Source organism: Pontibacter arcticus, from assembly GCF_003284895.1.
Taxonomy (GTDB): Bacteria; Bacteroidota; Bacteroidia; order Cytophagales; family Hymenobacteraceae; genus Pontibacter; species Pontibacter arcticus.
On record NZ_QMDV01000001.1, the window covers coordinates 614,352 to 632,005 of the forward strand.

The following is a 17,654-nucleotide window of genomic DNA, read 5'->3' on the forward strand; positions in this document are numbered from 1 at the left end:
CCGCAACCTTCTACCCCTCCTCACAGTTCTCTAAAAACTGTATCTTTGTTAATGATTTACAGCAGAACACGGCTACACGATAAGCCTTGTGTTCTGCCTTTGCTGTTTTGTAATAAAACTGAATGAAAGTATCTGATTTTTTAGAGCTGTACCGCCTCGATAGCGTGGTGCAAACCATAGCCAAGCGCCTGGCAACCGACGCACCGTACCGCCTGCAGTTAAAGGGCCTTACCGGTAGCCTGGATGCCGTGCTGGCTTCTGCTATTTATACTATAAACCACCAGCACCAGCTTTTTGTATTGCACGACAAAGAGGAAGCTGCTTACTTTTATACCGACCTCCGCAACCTGCTCGGCGATACCCAGGAAGTATTACTTTTCCCGACATCGTACAAGCGCCCGTATAGCTTCGATGATACCGAGAATGCCAACATTTTAATGCGCGCCGAAGTGCTGAACCGCCTGAATCAGAAAACCGGCAAAGGCGAACTGATTATAACCTATCCTGAGGCACTGACCGAAAAAGTTATCAATAAAAAATCGTTGGTGGCCAATACACTGGGCGCAAAAGTAGGCGAAAAACTGGACGTAAATTTCCTGAGCGAAATGCTGGCAGAGTATGGTTTCGAGCGCACCGAATTTGTGTATGAAGCCGGACAATACGCTGTGCGTGGTGGTATTGTGGATGTGTACTCTTACGCCAATGATCTGCCCTACCGCATCGAGCTTTTCGGCGACGAGATTGAAAGTATACGCTCTTTCGATCCGGATACACAGCTGAGTGTGGAGACGAAGAAAAGCATCTCCATCATACCCAACGTGCAAACCAAACTGCTCCAGGAAACCCGCGAAGCTTTCCTGGACTTTCTGCCGCAAAACACCACGCTCTGGTTTAAGGACGTGCGCCAGACGCTGGATGTAATCGACGAATATTTTGAGAAGGCCTCTTTTGCTTTCGAGAAACTGATGGCAGGCAGCGGTGGCACCCAGATTGTGTCGGACCCGGAACAGCTTTTCCAGACGCAGAAACAGTTTAAAAAGCTACTCGATAATTTTAATATAGTAGAGATCGGCAAACGCTTCCATTTTAAAAGTGCCGAAGTTGTACCCTTCCAATCCAAACCGCAGCCTTCGTTTAACAAAGATTTTACACGCTTGGTAAAAGACCTGCACGAGCAGCAGGGAGCCGGTTTTACGAACATCATCGCCACGGATTCGCCGCGCCAGATCAACCGGCTCACCATGATCTTTGATGAGCTGGACCATGACGTACGTTTTCAGCACCTGGGCATTTCGTTGCGCGAAGGTTTCATCGATTCCACCTTAAAAATAACCTGCTACACCGACCACCAGTTATTCGACCGCTTTTACCAGCACAAAGCCAAAACAGGACATTCCAAGTCTAAGGCCATGACGCTGAAAGAACTGCGCTCGCTGCAGCCCGGCGATTTTGTAACGCACGTGGATTATGGCATCGGGCGCTTTGCTGGCCTCGAGAAAGTAGAAGTGGGAGGCCGTTTGCAGGAAGCCATCCGGTTAGTATACCGCGACGATGATCTGCTTTACACCAGCATTCACTCGCTGCACAAGATAAGCAAGTATAGCGGCAAAGAAGGCGGTCCGCCAAGTATGAGCAAACTGGGCTCGCCGGAATGGGAAAACAAGAAGAAGAAAGTTAAGAGCAAGGTAAAGGATATTGCTGCCGAACTCATTAAACTTTATGCGCAGCGCAAAGCGGCACCGGGTTACGCTTATTCCAAAGAAGGCTTTTTACAGGCCGAACTCGAATCATCGTTTATTTATGAGGACACCCCCGACCAGGGAAAAGCCACCGAAGATGTTAAAAACGACATGGAGCAACCGCACCCCATGGACCGCCTGGTGTGTGGCGATGTGGGCTTCGGTAAAACGGAGATTGCGATCCGGGCAGCCTTTAAAGCAGCCTGCGACGGCAAGCAGGTCGCTGTGCTGGTACCTACCACTGTATTGGCGATGCAGCACTTCAAAACCTTCCGAGACCGTTTGTCAAATTTCCCGGTTACGGTTGATTATGTAAACCGTTTTAAAACAGCCAAAGACACCAAAGACACCCTGAAGCGTGTAGCCGAAGGTAAAGTAGATATCCTGATTGGTACGCACCGCATCGCAAGTAAAGACATTAAGTTTAAAGACCTGGGCCTGCTGATTATTGACGAGGAACAGAAATTTGGTGTAAAGACCAAGGATAAGCTGAAGGAAATGCGCGTGAACGTAGATACGCTTACGCTTACGGCCACGCCAATTCCGCGCACGCTGCACTTCTCGCTAATGGGTGCCCGCGATCTTTCGGTTATTGCCACCCCGCCGCCCAACCGCCAGCCGGTACAAACGGAACTGCATGTGTTTGATGAGATCCTGATACGGGATGCGATAGCGGCAGAACTGAAACGTGGTGGTCAGGTGTTTTTTGTGCACAACCGCGTGAAGGATATCGACGAGATCGCGAACATGATCCTGAAACTGGTGCCGGATGCGCGCATCACTTTTGCGCATGGCCAGATGGACGGCGAACTGCTGGAAAAGCGCATGATGAAATTTGTGGAAGGCGAGTATGATGTCCTGGTTTCGACCAACATCATCGAGTCTGGTCTGGATATTCCGAATGCCAACACCATCATCATCAACCGCGCACACATGTTTGGTTTATCGGACCTGCACCAGATGCGTGGCCGTGTGGGCCGGTCAAACAAAAAAGCGTATTGTTATTTGTTAACACCACCGGTTTCTGGCTTGCCAAGCGATGCGCGTAAACGTTTAAGTACACTCGAAGAATTCTCTGATCTGGGCGAAGGCTTTAAAATTGCGATGCGCGATCTGGATATCCGGGGAGCAGGTAATTTACTGGGCGGTGAGCAAAGCGGCTTTATTACAGACTTAGGTTTTGAGATGTATCACCAGATTCTGGATGATGCCGTGAAAGAGTTAAAAGAGACCGAATTCCGTGACCTGTTCCTGGGTGATAACCTGGAGCAATTTATAGAACCGGTACGCGATTGTAACATCGAAACGGATATGGAAGTGCTGATACCCGACTGGTATGTTGGCAACATTTCGGAGCGCTTAAACCTATACAGTAAACTCGACAGCACCAAAGACCTGCAGGACCTCGAAAAACTGCGTGTTAATATGGTAGACCGTTTCGGGCCGCTGCCGGAAGAAGTTCAGAAACTGATCGAGATCGTGCAGCTACGCTGGCAGGCGCAACAGCTGGGATTCGAGAAACTCACCATCAAAAAGGAAACCCTGAAAGGTTACCTGCCGGCTGTAAACAACGAGCCATACTTTCAATCAGAAACATTCGGGCACATACTTTCTTACGTACAGCAGCACCCGCGTAAATCGAGGTTAAAAGAAGCTAAAGATAAACTGATCGTAATTGTGGAAGATATCCGAAGTGTAGCCGATGCAAAAAAGGTATTCGAGGCGTTTGGTGTGTTACAACTGATGGCGGCCAAATAAAGTCTGCTTCACAATTGTTCAGAAAGAACATCATGGCTGAACAACTAAAAACAGCCCTCGTAATTTGCTTCGGCGCAGGTTATGAGGGCTGTTCTTTTTAAAGCATAAGCTACTCATGTACAGGTAAAAGCCAACCAGATGATTCGTGCTGTATTTTTTACTCGTACCGAGATACAGCTTATACTTGGCAAACTGGTTAAGCCCCGCACAGCCTGTTTCCTGTTCACAAAATTTTTCAGCTGTTTCACACTTATACATTAGTTTTAACAGTGTACAGCTAGCTGAATTTCAGGCTTATTTTATAACTTACGGCGGAAAGGGTTAACATTCCTTCTGATCCATGGAACATAATATTCCGCTGCACATACCTGCGTTCGAACTCCTGTTTCAGGCGTTGCCTTCCAGCTACCTGATCCTATCTCCTGACCTGCATATTCTGGCTGCGAACGACAGTTACCTGCAGGCTGCAGGTAAAACACGCGACGCTATACTGGGCAGATATATCGGGGATATTTTTCCGGAAAACCCGCAGCCTGGCGAGACGGCATCTATAAAAATCATGCTCGATTCTGTGCAGCATGTGCTCCAGCATAAGACAGCGCACCATATCCCCTCTATCCGGTATAATATTCCGTCTCCGCAAAGCGAAAAAGGTGATGTTGAAAGCCGCTACTGGGCTATTACAAATACGCCGATACTGGCAGCAGATGGTACTGTTACCTTTATAATTCAGGAAGCCCGTAACATAACAGAGCAGGTAAAGTCGGAACAGGAGTTTATTGTTAACCACCACAACCTCGAACTGCTTTCCAAAGCATCGGGCGGTACCGTTTGGGAAGTAGATTTAAAGCAAAACAAATTAAAGTGGAGCGAATCTATCAGGACTGCTTTCGGGTATGAGGAAGCAGCTTTATCATCCGATATATCTTTCTGGGTAAACTATATTTACCCGCCAGACCTTGGGTTTATAAAACAATATTTCAGTAAAACCTTTAAAACCAGAGACCGGGTTTTCTCGATAGCTTTCCGTTTTAAAAAGGCAGCTGGCAACTATACCAATGTCCTCTCGCATGGCTATGTGCTGTATGATAAAGCCGGTGTTCCGCTGCGCCTTATTGGCTCGTCGCTGGATACGGATACACACCAGCAGCAGCAACAGCAGCTTGCTATCAGCAACCAGCGCTTTGAGTATGTTGCTAAAACTACCAGCGACGTAATCTGGGATATGAACCTGCAGGATGATACCATCTGGTGGAACGAAGGAATGGAAACCTTATATGGTTACCGAAAAGATGAAATAATCCCTGACAGCTCGTTTTGGTCGAGCCGCGTACACCCGGATGATGTGGATCGCGTAACGCAATCGTTAAACAACGTTATTAAGAGCACACATACAGCCTGGCAGGAGGAATACCGTTTCCGGAAAGCAGATGGTACTTATCTGCTCGTTAAAGACATCGGGCATATACTACGGGATGCTTCCGGCAAACCGATCCGGATGGTGGGCGCACTGCGCGATGTAACCGAAAAAAGAAGGTATCAGCAGGAGGTGCAGGACAACCTGAACTGGACCAGGGATTTATTAAACTCTTTGCCGCTGCTGATCTGGACCGCCACCCCGGAAGGGAACATCGATTTTTACACGAACCGCAGCTCTGAGTATACCGGCGCCAACTTGCATGAACTCAAAATGAAAGGTTGGGCAGACTTTATTCATCCTGATGATAAAGAAGAGTCGATGACCTTATGGGAAACATCACTTAAAACAGGCAAAGCGTATACTGTCGAGAACAGGTTCCGGTCTAAGTACGGGGAGTATCGCTGGTTTATGGTTAACAGTGTTCCTATACATGATGAAGGCGGCCATATCATCAAATGGGTTGGCTCTTGCATCGATATCGAACCTCAGAAACAGGCGCAGCTGGCCCTTGAAAAAAGTAACCGCAAGTTTAAAATGCTGGCAGAGTCTATCCCACATATTATCTGGAGTGCAACACCTGCCGGTGAGATAGATTACTTTAATAAGCGCTACTACGATTACACTAAAATGACAGCGGAAGCTTCGCTTGGCTCAGGCTGGCTGCTTTCTCTTCACCCTGATGATCGTGCACGCGCCATCAAAGCCTGGAAGCTAAGCATTGCCACCGGCCAGCACTTTTACATAGAAACCCGCTTCCAGAATATAAATACAGGTGATTACCGCTGGTTCCTGACGCGCGCTGTACCTATCCGGGATGAAGCAGGTACTATCGTTAAATGGTTTGGCACTACTACAGATATCGAGGACCATAAGAAAGCAGAAGAAGAGCTGTTGGAGAAAAACATGGAACTGGAGCGTGTAAACAAAGACCTGGATAGCTTTGTATATGCTGCCTCTCATGATCTGAAAGCGCCTATTGCCAATATGGCCGGCCTGTTCAGAGAACTGACGCGCCGCACTGAGTTTAAAGACATTGCCACTGCCAAAGTAGTTGAGATGTTTAACAGGTCGCTGGAACAGATCCACAGCACCATTCAGGATCTATCAGAAGTGGTACGGGTACAGAAATCTAAAGACCAACCCCTGGAACTGATAGACCTGGCCAGGGTAACCGACGACGTAATGTTGAGCATACAGGATATGATCACAAAATCGCGCGCCGTCATCACAACTGATTTTTCAGAAATACCTGCTATTCCTTTTACCAAGTCCGGCCTTACCAGTATCCTTTTTAATTTGATCAGTAACGCCATAAAATACAAATCACCTGACCGTAACCCTGAAATAAATATCACTACCAAAGTAAAAGGTGACTATATTGAGCTGAAAATACAGGATAACGGTTTAGGAATAGATATAAACAAACACCAAAACAAACTGTTCCAGATGTTTAAGCGTTTCCATAACCATGTGCCCGGTTCAGGGCTGGGGTTATATATAGTAAACAGACTTCTGACAAACCAGGATGGCTACATTACTATAGAAAGCACGTTAAATAAAGGAACTGCTTTTTATTTATACTTTAAACAACTAAGATAGCAAACACAGCAGGAGTTATATGAGACAGCTCAACACGATTTTATTAATAGACGACGACGATACTACTAATTATTTAAACCAGCGTTTACTATCGCGTGCCGTGACAGATGCCACCATACGTGTTGTAAAGAATGGGGAAGAAGCGCTCCAGTATTTAAGAAGCGCCGCTAGCCAAACCCCGGATTTCCCGCGCCCCGACCTGATACTTGTTGATATAAAAATGTCGGTAATGGATGGCTTCGAGTTTTTGGAAGAGTATGAAAAACTCGAAAACAACCTGAAAGATAACATTGTACTGTTGATGCTTACGTCTTCGGCCAGCTTCTACGACCTCGAGAAATTAAAGCAGTTCCCATCTGTACTGAAACACTACGCAAAGCCACTGGCTGATGCAGATGTGCGCGAGATCGTACAGAAATATTTCAGCTGATTTATACTTTATTTTAGTTCTTACAACAGGCAGTTTCTGATACGGAAGCTGCCTGTTGCATTTACACCCTGCCCAACTATAGCTACCCGATGTGCGTAGAAATAAGGCCGCTAAGGCAAAGATACAAACCTACACACGTTCAAAAAACAAAGCTATGGCAGACAACACAGATAGAAACTTTACAGACCGCGGAGAACACAATCAACGCAAAGGCCAGCAACTCCATAAACAAGATCAGCAGCAACGTTACGGGTACAGAGGCGCACCGGAAACCAGGCAATGGGGCGAAAACAATTTTTTCCATACAGGCCCCAGCCCGAGAGGTGCGCAGGACAGAGACCCAGGCAGAAGCCAGAACCCATCCGGGTATAACAACCGCCCGGCCTCGTACGAGCAGCAAAACCAAAGCAACCATTATGGCACCAGCCAGAACAGCCCGTACCGCAACGAGCGTAGCCATATAAATCATGGCGATAATTACGGCAGCAGCAATTACCAGAGCAACCAAAACAACCAGGGCAGTGCCAATGCCGGAGGTTCGCGCCATGGTAATTTTTCTGATCAGAGCGATCAACGGAATAACCTATACCGTGAAGGACCGGGCAGCAGCAGCCGTTACAAGGAAACCGATTTCAGGTATGGCAGTGGCTCTCATAACTGGTACCAGGAAGGCCGCTATACCGCAGATAACGAAGATGAGCGTAACCGCGACGGCCGCGGCTTTATGGACCGCGTAAAAGATACCTGGAACGATATTTGGCATTCCGATGATCCGGATTACAGAACAAACAATACAAACAATCGCCAGGATTATTACGACAACCAGCGCCACGTACCACAAAATACCAGCCGCAACTTTAACAGAGGCTACGAAAGCGGACCGCGCTGGGCTGATGAAACCGACTCAGGAAACGACAGCTATTATCAGAACAACGACCCGAGCAGACGTTAGAAACTTGATTTAACCTGTTCCCTACATTCTTAACTGAAACAGCCGGCTACCAAAGCTGGCTGTTCTGTTTTTAGCCCGGCTCAGCCAACATCCTGATTAACAAACCGTAAACTTAGTACAAGCACCTTATCTATACTTCCGACTTAACAAACTATAAACGTATGCGTTACCCAGAACATCACTCCGAACATCAGCAACACAGATATGCTGAGCAGCACAACCAGCAGCGTTCGCAAAACCGGCCAGAGCATTACAATGATGCCGGCAGCCGCTGGGAAGAACCCGCTCCTTTTAACCTGCATCAGAACCGCCAGATGCAGCACGAAGGGCAATACAGAAGAGAAGAACAATATCAGCAACAATACAACGCACCACATTACAGACAGGAACACGAGCATTATAACCAGAACCAAGGCAACTTTAACAGAGCCCCAAATTACAGAAGGCCGGATTGGGAAAGATACCAGCACCAGTCAAATTCGCAGCAGGCACCAGACCGCTGGCGCGAACATAACTGGCAACCAAAAGTAAGAAACGAACATCGCCGCCCTTACATGGATGACCAGTATTGGAACGAGCAGAGCATTTAAATAAATTTGCTTTATAAAACATCTCACAGCCTTCGTTGCTTTAACAAAGTAGCGAAGGCTGTGCTGTTATCTAAGCTTGCCTATACTTTTATTATTATATTTATACTTGATGGAGGCACTGGAAAGTTTATTGGAACAGGTAAGAGCATGCCGTATCTGCGAAGCACATTTACCACTTGGCCCAAATCCTGTTTTACGCGCGCAAGCCTCTGCCCGGCTTTTAATTGTAGGCCAGGCACCCGGCACCAAAGTACACGCCAGCGGCATTCCGTGGCACGACCAGAGCGGCAAAAAACTCCGTACCTGGCTGGGCCTGAGCCCTGAACAATTTTACGACGAAAGCAAAGTAGCCATTATCCCGATGGGGTTCTGTTACCCGGGCAAAGGCAAAAGCGGCGACCTGCCACCGCGCCCCGAATGCACCCGGCATTGGCACCAGTTATTGCTGGCACAGTTACCTAACATCGAGCTTACTTTACTGATCGGGAAGTATGCGCAGGACCATTTTCTGGGAGCAGCTGCCAAAGCTAACCTTACAGAAACGGTTGCTGCCTGGCCGGAGTATTTGCCAACGTATATGCCGTTGCCGCACCCATCGCCGCGCAACATGTTCTGGTTGCGCCGCAACGCGTGGTTCGAGCAGGATGCCGTGCCAGTTTTACAGCAACTCGTACAACCACTTTTTACCTGATTTTAATACGCATAAACTCAACACAACTTATTACATTCGCATACAAGCAGTAGCCATAAACGATGAAAACATATCCTGAAAGTAAACTTCCTGACGTTGGTACCAGTATTTTTGCCGTGATGTCGGGTTTAGCCAACGAGCAGCAAGCCATCAACCTTTCGCAGGGTTTCCCGGATTTTAACTGCCCGGAACCGCTGATGCAGCTCGTTACCAAATACATGCACGAAGGCCATAACCAGTATGCGCCCATGCCCGGCGTACTGAAACTCCGCGAAAAGATCAGCCTGAAAACAGATTTATTGTATGGCTACCTGCCTAACCCGGATACCGAAATAACAGTTACGTCCGGTGCTACGGAAGCTTTGTTTGCAGCGATTATGGCCGTAGTTACGCCCGGCGATGAAGTGATTGTGCTGGAGCCTTGCTACGATTCGTATGCGCCTGCTATCCGGTTAAGTGGTGGTACGCCTGTGTATGTTCCGCTTTCGCTACCTGATTTTAGCGTGGACTGGGATCTGGTTAAAAGTCGGATTTCATCACGTACGCGTCTGCTCATCATCAACACGCCGCACAACCCAACCGGCGCCGTCATGACGAAGCAGGACATGGATACGCTGGCCAACTTACTGGACGGAACAGATATTTTGCTAATAAGCGACGAAGTATACGAGCACATGGTATTTGACGGGCAGCAACACCACAGTGCCTTGCAACACCCCGGCCTGCGCGAGCGAAGCTTTGTTATCTCCTCTTTCGGGAAAACCTACCATACTACCGGCTGGAAAATTGGCTATGCCATTGCGCCCCCAATACTGACGGCCGAGCTCCGCAAAATGCACCAATTCCTGACGTTTTGTTCGGTTACGCCTTTGCAGCTGGCCATCGCTGATTTTATGGATGACCAGCAACACTACCTCACGCTTCCGGATTTTTACCAGGCCAAACGCGACTACTTTTGCGAACAGTTGAAAGGATCAAATTTGGAGATTATTCCGTCGGCGGGCACTTATTTCCAGCTGGCAAAGTATGACCGTATCTCGGATAAGTATGACCTGGAATACGCCAAGCAACTGGTACATGAAATTGGCGTGGCAGCAGTACCCGTATCGGCTTTCTATCATGATAAAACAGACCACAAGCTGCTGCGTTTCTGCTTTGCCAAAAGTGAAAACACCTTAAAAGCCGCCGCCGATCAATTAAAAAAGCTGTAATGGTTGGGTTGCTGAATTATCATCAGAATCATTTGTCAATTCGTAATTCTTAACTCGTAATTCTTAATTCTCAACGTGGACCTTCGCATAACGCTTGTACAAACCGAACTGCACTGGCAGGATGCCGCTGCTAACCGCCAACTGCTGGCCGAAAAACTGGCGGAAGCAGCGCCCAAAACAGAACTGATCATACTTCCGGAGATGTTCACGACCGGCTTTAGTATGAATGCTTCTGCATTAGCCGAAGAAACAGCAGGAACTACCCTTAGCTGGATGCGGAAACAAGCGGGAACCTACCAGGCTGTAGTAACCGGAAGTATAATTGTGCAGGAAAACGGCCACTTTTATAACCGCCTGCTATGGGTACGCCCGGATGGCAGCTACGACAAGTATGACAAACGGCACCTCTTCCGGATGGCGAGAGAGCAGGAAGTATACCGGGCCGGCTCGGAGCGATTAGTGGTTGAGCTGAAAGGCTGGAAAGTTTGCCCGATGGTATGTTACGATCTGCGCTTTCCGGTCTGGAGTCGAAACTCGGGTAATGCTTACGATTTATTGTTGTACGTAGCCAACTGGCCTAAAGCACGCAGCCTGGCCTGGAGTACGTTATTGCAGGCCCGCGCCATCGAAAACATTGCTTACGTGGCAGGTGTAAACCGCATCGGAACAGACGGCAACAACCACGCTTATTCCGGCGACTCAGCCATTATCCACCCGAAAGGCCACAAACTTTTAGAAACCTCCGAAGCGGCTGGCATCCATACTATCACACTCAGCAAAAAAGAGCTGACAGAGTTCAGAGAAGTGTTTCCGGCGCACCTAGATGCAGATGCTTTTGAGCTTAGTTAAAGTATACGCTGTTTAATAACAGCAGTCCAACCACCCCCGGCCCCTCCTTTTCTAAGGCGGGGAGTTTTACCCCTCCCCAACCCTCCCCTAAAAGCAAGGGAGGGAGTTACTACTTCATTAAGTATAGTTAAAGTTTCTCTATTTACTTAAAAGCATAGAAACAGTGACTATAAAACTTATACTTTGCTAAACTATAAGCAGACTCCCCGCCTTAGAAAAGGAGGGGCCGGGGGTGGTTGGGCCCGGCACTGAAAACATACAAGCACTTTTGCCACGAAGCATTTCTAAAGATCAGAAGTAAATTTTAATCTAATTCTCCAAAAAACACTGCTGCTTGCTGCACTATTTCTGTCTCCGACTGCACCTGCTTAACAAGTAACTGCGGCCTTGCCTGTAGCATGCGTAGTAGCCGGGCGGGTTGGCCAAGTATAAGCAGTAGCCGGTTTTGATGCGGCGTTAGCAACGCTTCAAACAAAGGAAGTATACTTCCGAAACCGGCTTGCTCCTGCTCACCTTTTATACATACAACAGCCTGCGTTGCTTCTTCCAGCAACCGCGTAGCCATCTGCAATGTCAGTTTATCTGTGTCGAGGTCTATGTCTAAAACCGTTACATCGGGCAGGGCTTCTTTAACCGCTGACAGTATGGGTTGCTGGTAAGGCAGGTCTTTTCCGGCTGATAGTTGTATGTATAAAAAGGCTTTCATCTAGTAAATAAGCACTTTGGTAATAACCTGCCTGTCTGCAGCAGTCGTTCCCCGGATCAGGTACAGGCCTTTGCCGGTTGGCGTGGGCAGTCTGTGCGTACGGCTGATAGCTGGCGAGGCATATACTTTTTTGCCGGTTACATCATACATATTAATACTTACCTCCTCGGATGCCTGTACGGTTAATTGTTGATTTTTTGATGTATGCAATGGGTTCGGAAAAGCTTGTAACGTCAGCGCCTCCGTGCCCAGGCTCCCGTTAAAACCAGCGGTTTGTTCCAGCAGGTAAATGCCACCGTTTATACTTCCGATGGTCAGGTACAGCTTCCCTGCTCCGCCCAGTTCTGCTGCGGTTATACTTAGCCCTTTTCCGAAACGGGTGGCTTGCGGAGCATCAAACAATGCATTTTCCAGCAGCTGGTTTTGTGCTGTAAATTTACCGGTCAGGTTGGTGGTGATGTTCAGGTATACCTGCAACTGGCCGGTATCATCCACGATCAGTAAATCAGCGCGCTCGTTCCCATCCAGGTCGGTTATAGCCGGGTAGCGGTTGCTTTGCGCGGAGGTTGTTTCCAGCTTCCCGAAATCAGTTTCGGACAAAGTATAAACCGGGTTTACTTTGTTGCCTGTATTCAGGTATAGCTGCAGACTGCCTGCTTTCCGGCCTAACACATAATCCAGGTCGCCGTCGCCGTCAGCATCAAAAAAAGCAATTCCGGCTGCATCGGGGTGCGTAATGGCAGTTGGTTTCAGGTAGCCAGGCTCATACTTTACGGGTGCATTTTTAGCAGCGCCGTTCGGGTAGTAGGAAGTATAATGGCTGCCACTTTTGCCTTCTTTCTGAAAGTAGGTAACCACAAAATCCTGTGCGCCGTCGCTGTTCATATCAGCAAACGCAGGGCGTATATTCAGCCAGTTTTTCGCACTTAAATTGAGATAATCTTTCGTGATGAGTTTGAAAGCGGGCGCTGTTCCCGTGCCTGTGTTTTCGTAGTGGCTCACAGATGAAGTATAAATTCCATTCCGGAACGACACATTGTTCCCAACCAGCATATCCAGATCGCCGTCGCCATCCAGATCAGCAAAAGCGGGGTACGCACCTTCGCTTTCGTCGAGCATCAGTTGTTGCAGAAAATCATCCTGCACAAACTCAAAAACAGGCTTATCAGCTGTGCCGATATTCTTGTAAAGCCACACCGATTGCTCGAAATTGATGTTATTAAGATCATGGGTAGAAGTGGGTGCAACCAGCAGGTCCGGGATGCCATCAAAAGTAACGTCTTCGTAGTACGCCGATGGGAAAACTGGGAAACTGGCAGGCTTGGTTGCGTTAGGAAAAAAGGCTTCAAAATCTGTCATTTTCGCATTGTCCTTGTCGCCTCGGTTCTGCATAAAAACCAGGTTCTCGCATTCCAGGCCGCCCATTACTAGGTCTTTGTCGCCATCGCCGTCCGTATCCAGCAATAGTATAGATGAGCCGCTATGGCCGGTATGCAACGGTGCCGCAATAGCTTTCTGGGTTATACTTGCGCTATGCGGTGTTGTGCCCCGGCATTCTTCTCCGAACCTGAAGTTTGTGCAACCTTCGCACTCTGTAATGCCACCCCACCAGTTGCTCTGCTGGATAAAAGTTAAAGCGCCGCAGCCCAGGTTTTGCTCAGTTTGCATGTTGCGGTAATGCTCCAGGCGGTAGCCATCCGAAAACTCAGCCATTACAATATCCAAATCACCATCGCCATCCATGTCTGTAATGGCGGGCACATCGGAGCTGTTGAGTTGCATGTTGATGTTGTTACCGCTGCTGCTTTTATAAGATAAGAAATCAGCAGCCAGCGCAAATTTAAGCTGCCCGGCTGGGGCTGTTTCCTGTTTGTATACCCGTATGCCAAGCGCGGTACTGGTAAAAATATCGGCTAGGCCATCGCAGTTATAATCGCGCAGCAAAACCCAGGCATTTAGCTCCTCCGGGAAAAAAACCTCATACTCGGGTGCGTAGCTATACTTCCAGGTGCCGTTTTGCTGCACGGCCAGCCAGGTGTATACTTTGCGTGCTGTTCTGTCGAAAATAAAAAGGTCTGGCTGCCCGTCTTTGTTCAGGTCGATGGAAGAGAATTGCGGCGTGTTCAGGCCACCGCTCCACGGGTAAGCCAGTTGGTTTGCAGTGGTTGTAACCGGCACATCAGGCTTCAGTTTGAACTGTACCTGCGTGTGGCCCAGCAAAGGCAGGCAAAGTATAAAAAGCAGCAGAAAATATCTTTTCATCATTTTAAGGGAACTTTGCGGTGCAGGCTTTCGGGTTTTGCATGTATATTGCCATCGGTTTGCGTACTTTTTATACAACGATCAGCAGGCCGGTTATCACATCAGCATACGATAAAATTAAGCAATTCATGCAGAACAGCATCGAACTTTTATACCAGAAATTCAAGGAATGCCACCACGTGAGCACCGACTCGCGCGCCAGCCAGGACCAAAGTATGTTTTTTGCCCTGAACGGACCGAATTTTAAAGGCGCAGGCTTTGCCAAAACCGCTTTAGAGAAAGGTGCCAGGTATGCTGTAGTAGATGACCCAAGTATGGCTGCGGATAATGTATTTGTTGTAGACGATACGTTAGTGGCTTTGCAGGAACTGGCGCGTTACCATCGCAAACAACTGGCTATTCCGGTTATTGGTATTACGGGTTCTAATGGCAAAACTACTACCAAAGAGCTTATCTATGCTGTGCTTAGCCAGAAATTTAACACGCTCTACACACAGGGCAACCTGAACAACCACATCGGCGTGCCGCTTACGCTGTTGCGCATCAAGCCGGAACACGAAATGGCGATCATCGAAATGGGCGCTAACCACATCGGCGAGATCGAACTGCTTTGCACAATTGCGCTACCCACTCACGGCCTTATCACAAACATCGGGAAAGCGCACCTGGAAGGTTTTGGAAGCCTGGAAGGCGTGGCTCGTGGCAAAAGTGAATTGTATGTGCATTTGCATAAAACCGGTGGTACGGTATTCATCAATACTAAAAACGAGCATCTGGTACGCATGAGCCGCCTGATCGAAAGCAAAGTTACTTACCCTGCCCCTTCCGATTTTTACCACAGCGAATTACTGGAAGCTTCGCCTTACGTGGTGTACCGCGACGAAGAAAATAATAAAGTAGAGACACAACTGGTAGGCAGCTATAATTACGAAAACATGGCCGCCGCTGCCTGCATCGGGAAATATTTTGGCGTACCGTTAGCTAAAGCCAATGCGGCCATTGCCGGTTATGCGCCGGTCAACAACCGCTCGCAGGTACTTACTAAAGGCAGTAACACCATTATTCTGGATGCCTACAATGCCAACCCAACTTCGATGGCCGCTGCCGTTCGCAATTTCGGAAGTATGGCTGCTCCCAAAAAAGTGGTGATACTGGGCGATATGTTTGAGATGGGAACTGAGAGCGCTTCCGAACATAAACTGCTGGGCGAAGTAGTGGCTGAACAGAATTTTGACTACGTACTGCTCTGCGGCAAGGATATGAAGTATGGCGCGAAAGTAAACAAAGACTTTTTATACTTTGAAACGAAACCCGAGCTGCAAGTATGGCTTCAGGAAAATAAGATTTCGGAGAGCTATATCCTGATCAAAGGTTCGCGCGGCATGGGCCTGGAAACGCTGGTGGAAGTGTTTTAGGTTAACTTGTTAATTTGAAGCTTCTTTCTATACTTCCATGCTGATAACCCACCCCTAACCCCTCCGAGGAGGGGAACCCGGAAGTATGAATTACTCATTTTTGAGATGCTGAAATTTATAAAATCTGCAAGTATAATTCCCATCCTCGGAGGGGTTAGGGGTGGGTAAATTGTAAATAAGTTCAGCTATAAAAACAGGAAAGCCGGCAATTTATACTTGCCGGCTTTCCTGTTTTTATACTTTGCGCTCCTTAAAACGGAGAATCGAAATCCTGTAATAGCGGCAATATTTCATCTTTCGGCGATACGAGCGGATCGGTAAGTCCCCAGTCAATGTTCAAAGCCGGGTCGCTCCAAAGCAGGCCGCCTTCTGTAGCAGACGCGTAAAAGTTAGTGCATTTGTACAGAAAAGTGGTTCCTTCTTCCAGCGCTACAAAACCGTGCGCAAAGCCTTCGGGTATGTAAAATACGTTCTGCTTTTCCGAGTCCAGCAGGCAGGTTACGTGCTGCCCGTAGGTCGGCGAATTTTTACGGATATCTACGGCTACATCTAAGGCTTTGCCGGTTGCAACGCGCACCAGTTTGCCCTGCGCGAACGGCGGTTTCTGGAAGTGCAAACCACGCAAAACACCCTTTTTAGAAACAGATTGGTTGTCCTGCACGAAGTTGGGTTGTATGCCAACGGCCTCAAACCACTTCATGCTGAATGTTTCCAGGAAATAACCGCGGTCGTCGGCAAATACGCGTGGCGTAAACTCAACCAAGCCTTCAATATCAAAAAGTTTGTGGTCCATGGTGGTAATTTATACTTTATACTTTCTTTTTATACTTGCCGGCTGCCGTTACTTCTTCTATCGCCCGGAAATATTGCTGTATCACAAAGGTATCATCAAAACGCGAAACGGCCAGTTCGCGGCTGTTTATTCCCATCTCCTCCAGCTTACTATCCGGTAGTTCGAGTAGCTTCATCATCTTAGTTGCCAGATCTGTAGGGTTACGTACTTCGCACAAAAAACCGTTTACGCCTAGCTGTACCACCTCGCGGCAGCCCGGCACATCGGTTGCGATAATGGGTTTGCCCATAGCGGCGGCTTCTAATAAGGTACGCGGCGTGCCTTCGCGGTAAGAGGGCAAAACCACACAATCGGCATGGGTTATGATACTGGCTACTTCGTCGGTAGTGCCCAGGTATTCTACGGTGCCGGTGGCCAGCCATTCGTACAGTTTTTCGCGGGCTATACCGGAACGGCTGCGCTCATCTATCTGCCCCAGCAACTGGCATTTCACATGCGGGAATTTTTGCTGCACCAACTTACTGGCCTGCACAAATTCCACGATGCCTTTATCATACAACACACGCGCCACCATCAGGAAAACAAACTGTTCGTTTCGCTTAAAGACAGGTGCGGGCACAAACTTTCTGGTATCGATTCCGGAGCCGGGTAACACGGCGGTTATACTTTCGCGCACGAGGTTGTGCTGCAAAAAAAGCTGCTTATCGTCGTGGTTCTGGAAAAAGACTTTAGCCGGATACCGGAAAGCGAGTTTATACAGCCGAAGCGCTATCTCTGAAATATAATCTTTGGTGATGAAAACGGTGCCCAGCCCGGATACATTATTTATACTTGGGATGCCTGCCCAGTGTGCTGCAATGGCCCCGTAAATATTGGGTTTGATAGTATATTGCAGCACCACATCCGGTTTAATCTGTTTGTAAGCGCGGTAAAGCCGCCAGATAAGTTGCAGATCGGTGAGCGGATTTATACTTCGGTCCATCTCTACGGGTACAAACGTACAGCCGGCTTCAATCAGTTTATCAGAATACGCATCCTGCGGCGCCACTGCTATTACCTCATGCCCTTCGGCCAGCAGCGCCCTGATCAGGCTCAGCCGGAAATTGTAAATGTTCCAGGAGGTGTTAATAACAAGGGCAATGCGCATACGTGCTCAAAAGAGAGATCTGATACTCTATAAAAAGCCGCAAGTTAGCCATTTTGCCGTACCATCAGAAAATTAAAGTAAATTGCCCCGTT

The 17,654-nt window shown here is 48.1% G+C and carries 13 protein-coding genes; 9 read left to right on the plus strand and 4 right to left on the minus strand.

The features are described 5' to 3' along the window. Positions 1-122: 122 nt before the first annotated feature. From mfd to DP923_RS02880, 8 genes are all read left to right on the plus strand, one after another. Positions 123-3,497 carry a transcription-repair coupling factor gene (mfd, locus tag DP923_RS02840; protein WP_112304149.1) on the plus strand — a complete coding sequence of 1,125 codons (3,375 nt, stop codon included), beginning with the start codon at positions 123-125 and terminating at the stop codon, positions 3,495-3,497. Positions 3,498-3,837: 340 nt separating this feature from the next. Then, entirely contained in the window at positions 3,838-6,516 is a 2,679-nt protein-coding gene (locus DP923_RS02850) for a PAS domain-containing sensor histidine kinase (protein ID WP_112304153.1), read from the plus strand. Between the two features lie 19 nt (positions 6,517-6,535). Beyond that, complete coding sequence (locus DP923_RS02855) at positions 6,536-6,946, plus strand: response regulator (RefSeq protein WP_112304155.1); 411 nt, start codon at positions 6,536-6,538, stop codon at positions 6,944-6,946. A gap of 154 nt (positions 6,947-7,100) precedes the next feature. Then, a complete protein-coding gene (locus tag DP923_RS02860; protein WP_112304157.1) occupies positions 7,101-7,898 on the plus strand; it encodes a hypothetical protein in 798 nt (265 codons plus the stop codon). A 161-nt stretch (positions 7,899-8,059) separates the two neighbouring features. Then, positions 8,060-8,488 (plus strand): hypothetical protein, encoded by a 429-nt coding sequence (locus DP923_RS02865; protein WP_112304159.1) that lies wholly within the window; start codon positions 8,060-8,062, stop codon positions 8,486-8,488. A gap of 109 nt (positions 8,489-8,597) precedes the next feature. Beyond that, on the plus strand, positions 8,598-9,179 hold the full coding sequence (locus DP923_RS02870) for a uracil-DNA glycosylase family protein (RefSeq protein WP_112304161.1): 582 nt from the start codon (positions 8,598-8,600) through the stop codon (positions 9,177-9,179). Positions 9,180-9,241: 62 nt separating this feature from the next. Further along, on the plus strand, positions 9,242-10,390 hold the full coding sequence (locus DP923_RS02875) for a methionine aminotransferase (protein WP_112304163.1): 1,149 nt from the start codon (positions 9,242-9,244) through the stop codon (positions 10,388-10,390). A 75-nt stretch (positions 10,391-10,465) separates the two neighbouring features. After that, entirely contained in the window at positions 10,466-11,239 is a 774-nt protein-coding gene (locus tag DP923_RS02880) for an amidohydrolase (protein WP_112304165.1), read from the plus strand. 304 nt (positions 11,240-11,543) lie between these two features. Here the strand turns inward: DP923_RS02880 and DP923_RS02885 are convergent, their stop codons facing one another. Together DP923_RS02885 and DP923_RS02890 are read right to left on the minus strand one after the other, a co-directional pair. Next, complete coding sequence (locus DP923_RS02885) at positions 11,544-11,945, minus strand: hypothetical protein (RefSeq protein WP_112304167.1); 402 nt, start codon at positions 11,943-11,945, stop codon at positions 11,544-11,546. Continuing rightward, complete coding sequence (locus DP923_RS02890; protein ID WP_112304169.1) at positions 11,946-14,210, minus strand: T9SS type A sorting domain-containing protein; 2,265 nt, start codon at positions 14,208-14,210, stop codon at positions 11,946-11,948. It abuts the gene before it with no gap. A gap of 125 nt (positions 14,211-14,335) precedes the next feature. Between DP923_RS02890 and DP923_RS02895 the strand changes: the two genes are divergently transcribed. Beyond that, the gene (locus DP923_RS02895) at positions 14,336-15,622 is read left to right on the plus strand and encodes a UDP-N-acetylmuramoyl-tripeptide--D-alanyl-D-alanine ligase (protein ID WP_112304784.1); all 1,287 of its coding nucleotides are present in this window, start codon (positions 14,336-14,338) and stop codon (positions 15,620-15,622) included. Between the two features lie 250 nt (positions 15,623-15,872). Here DP923_RS02895 and rfbC read toward each other — a convergent pair whose 3' ends face one another. Next, positions 15,873-16,415, minus strand: coding sequence for a dTDP-4-dehydrorhamnose 3,5-epimerase (rfbC, locus tag DP923_RS02900; protein WP_112304171.1), 543 nt, complete (start codon positions 16,413-16,415; stop codon positions 15,873-15,875). Between the two features lie 16 nt (positions 16,416-16,431). Further along, a complete protein-coding gene (locus tag DP923_RS02905; protein WP_112304173.1) occupies positions 16,432-17,562 on the minus strand; it encodes a glycosyltransferase family 4 protein in 1,131 nt (376 codons plus the stop codon). Between the last annotated feature and the right edge of the window lie 92 nt (positions 17,563-17,654).

What these genes read in the sequence shown, in the direction of transcription:
- mfd (WP_112304149.1), top strand. Translation starts at nt 123, where the DNA reads ATGAAAGTATCTGATTTTTTAGAGCTGTACCGCCTCGATAGCGTGGTG.
- DP923_RS02850 (WP_112304153.1), top strand. Translation starts at nt 3,838, where the DNA reads ATGGAACATAATATTCCGCTGCACATACCTGCGTTCGAACTCCTGTTT.
- DP923_RS02855 (WP_112304155.1), top strand. Translation starts at nt 6,536, where the DNA reads ATGAGACAGCTCAACACGATTTTATTAATAGACGACGACGATACTACT.
- DP923_RS02860 (WP_112304157.1), top strand. Translation starts at nt 7,101, where the DNA reads ATGGCAGACAACACAGATAGAAACTTTACAGACCGCGGAGAACACAAT.
- DP923_RS02865 (WP_112304159.1), top strand. Translation starts at nt 8,060, where the DNA reads ATGCGTTACCCAGAACATCACTCCGAACATCAGCAACACAGATATGCT.
- DP923_RS02870 (WP_112304161.1), top strand. Translation starts at nt 8,598, where the DNA reads ATGGAGGCACTGGAAAGTTTATTGGAACAGGTAAGAGCATGCCGTATC.
- DP923_RS02875 (WP_112304163.1), top strand. Translation starts at nt 9,242, where the DNA reads ATGAAAACATATCCTGAAAGTAAACTTCCTGACGTTGGTACCAGTATT.
- DP923_RS02885 (WP_112304167.1), bottom strand. Translation starts at nt 11,945, where the DNA reads ATGAAAGCCTTTTTATACATACAACTATCAGCCGGAAAAGACCTGCCT.
- DP923_RS02890 (WP_112304169.1), bottom strand. Translation starts at nt 14,210, where the DNA reads ATGATGAAAAGATATTTTCTGCTGCTTTTTATACTTTGCCTGCCTTTG.
- DP923_RS02895 (WP_112304784.1), top strand. Translation starts at nt 14,336, where the DNA reads ATGCAGAACAGCATCGAACTTTTATACCAGAAATTCAAGGAATGCCAC.
- rfbC (WP_112304171.1), bottom strand. Translation starts at nt 16,415, where the DNA reads ATGGACCACAAACTTTTTGATATTGAAGGCTTGGTTGAGTTTACGCCA.
- DP923_RS02905 (WP_112304173.1), bottom strand. Translation starts at nt 17,562, where the DNA reads ATGCGCATTGCCCTTGTTATTAACACCTCCTGGAACATTTACAATTTC.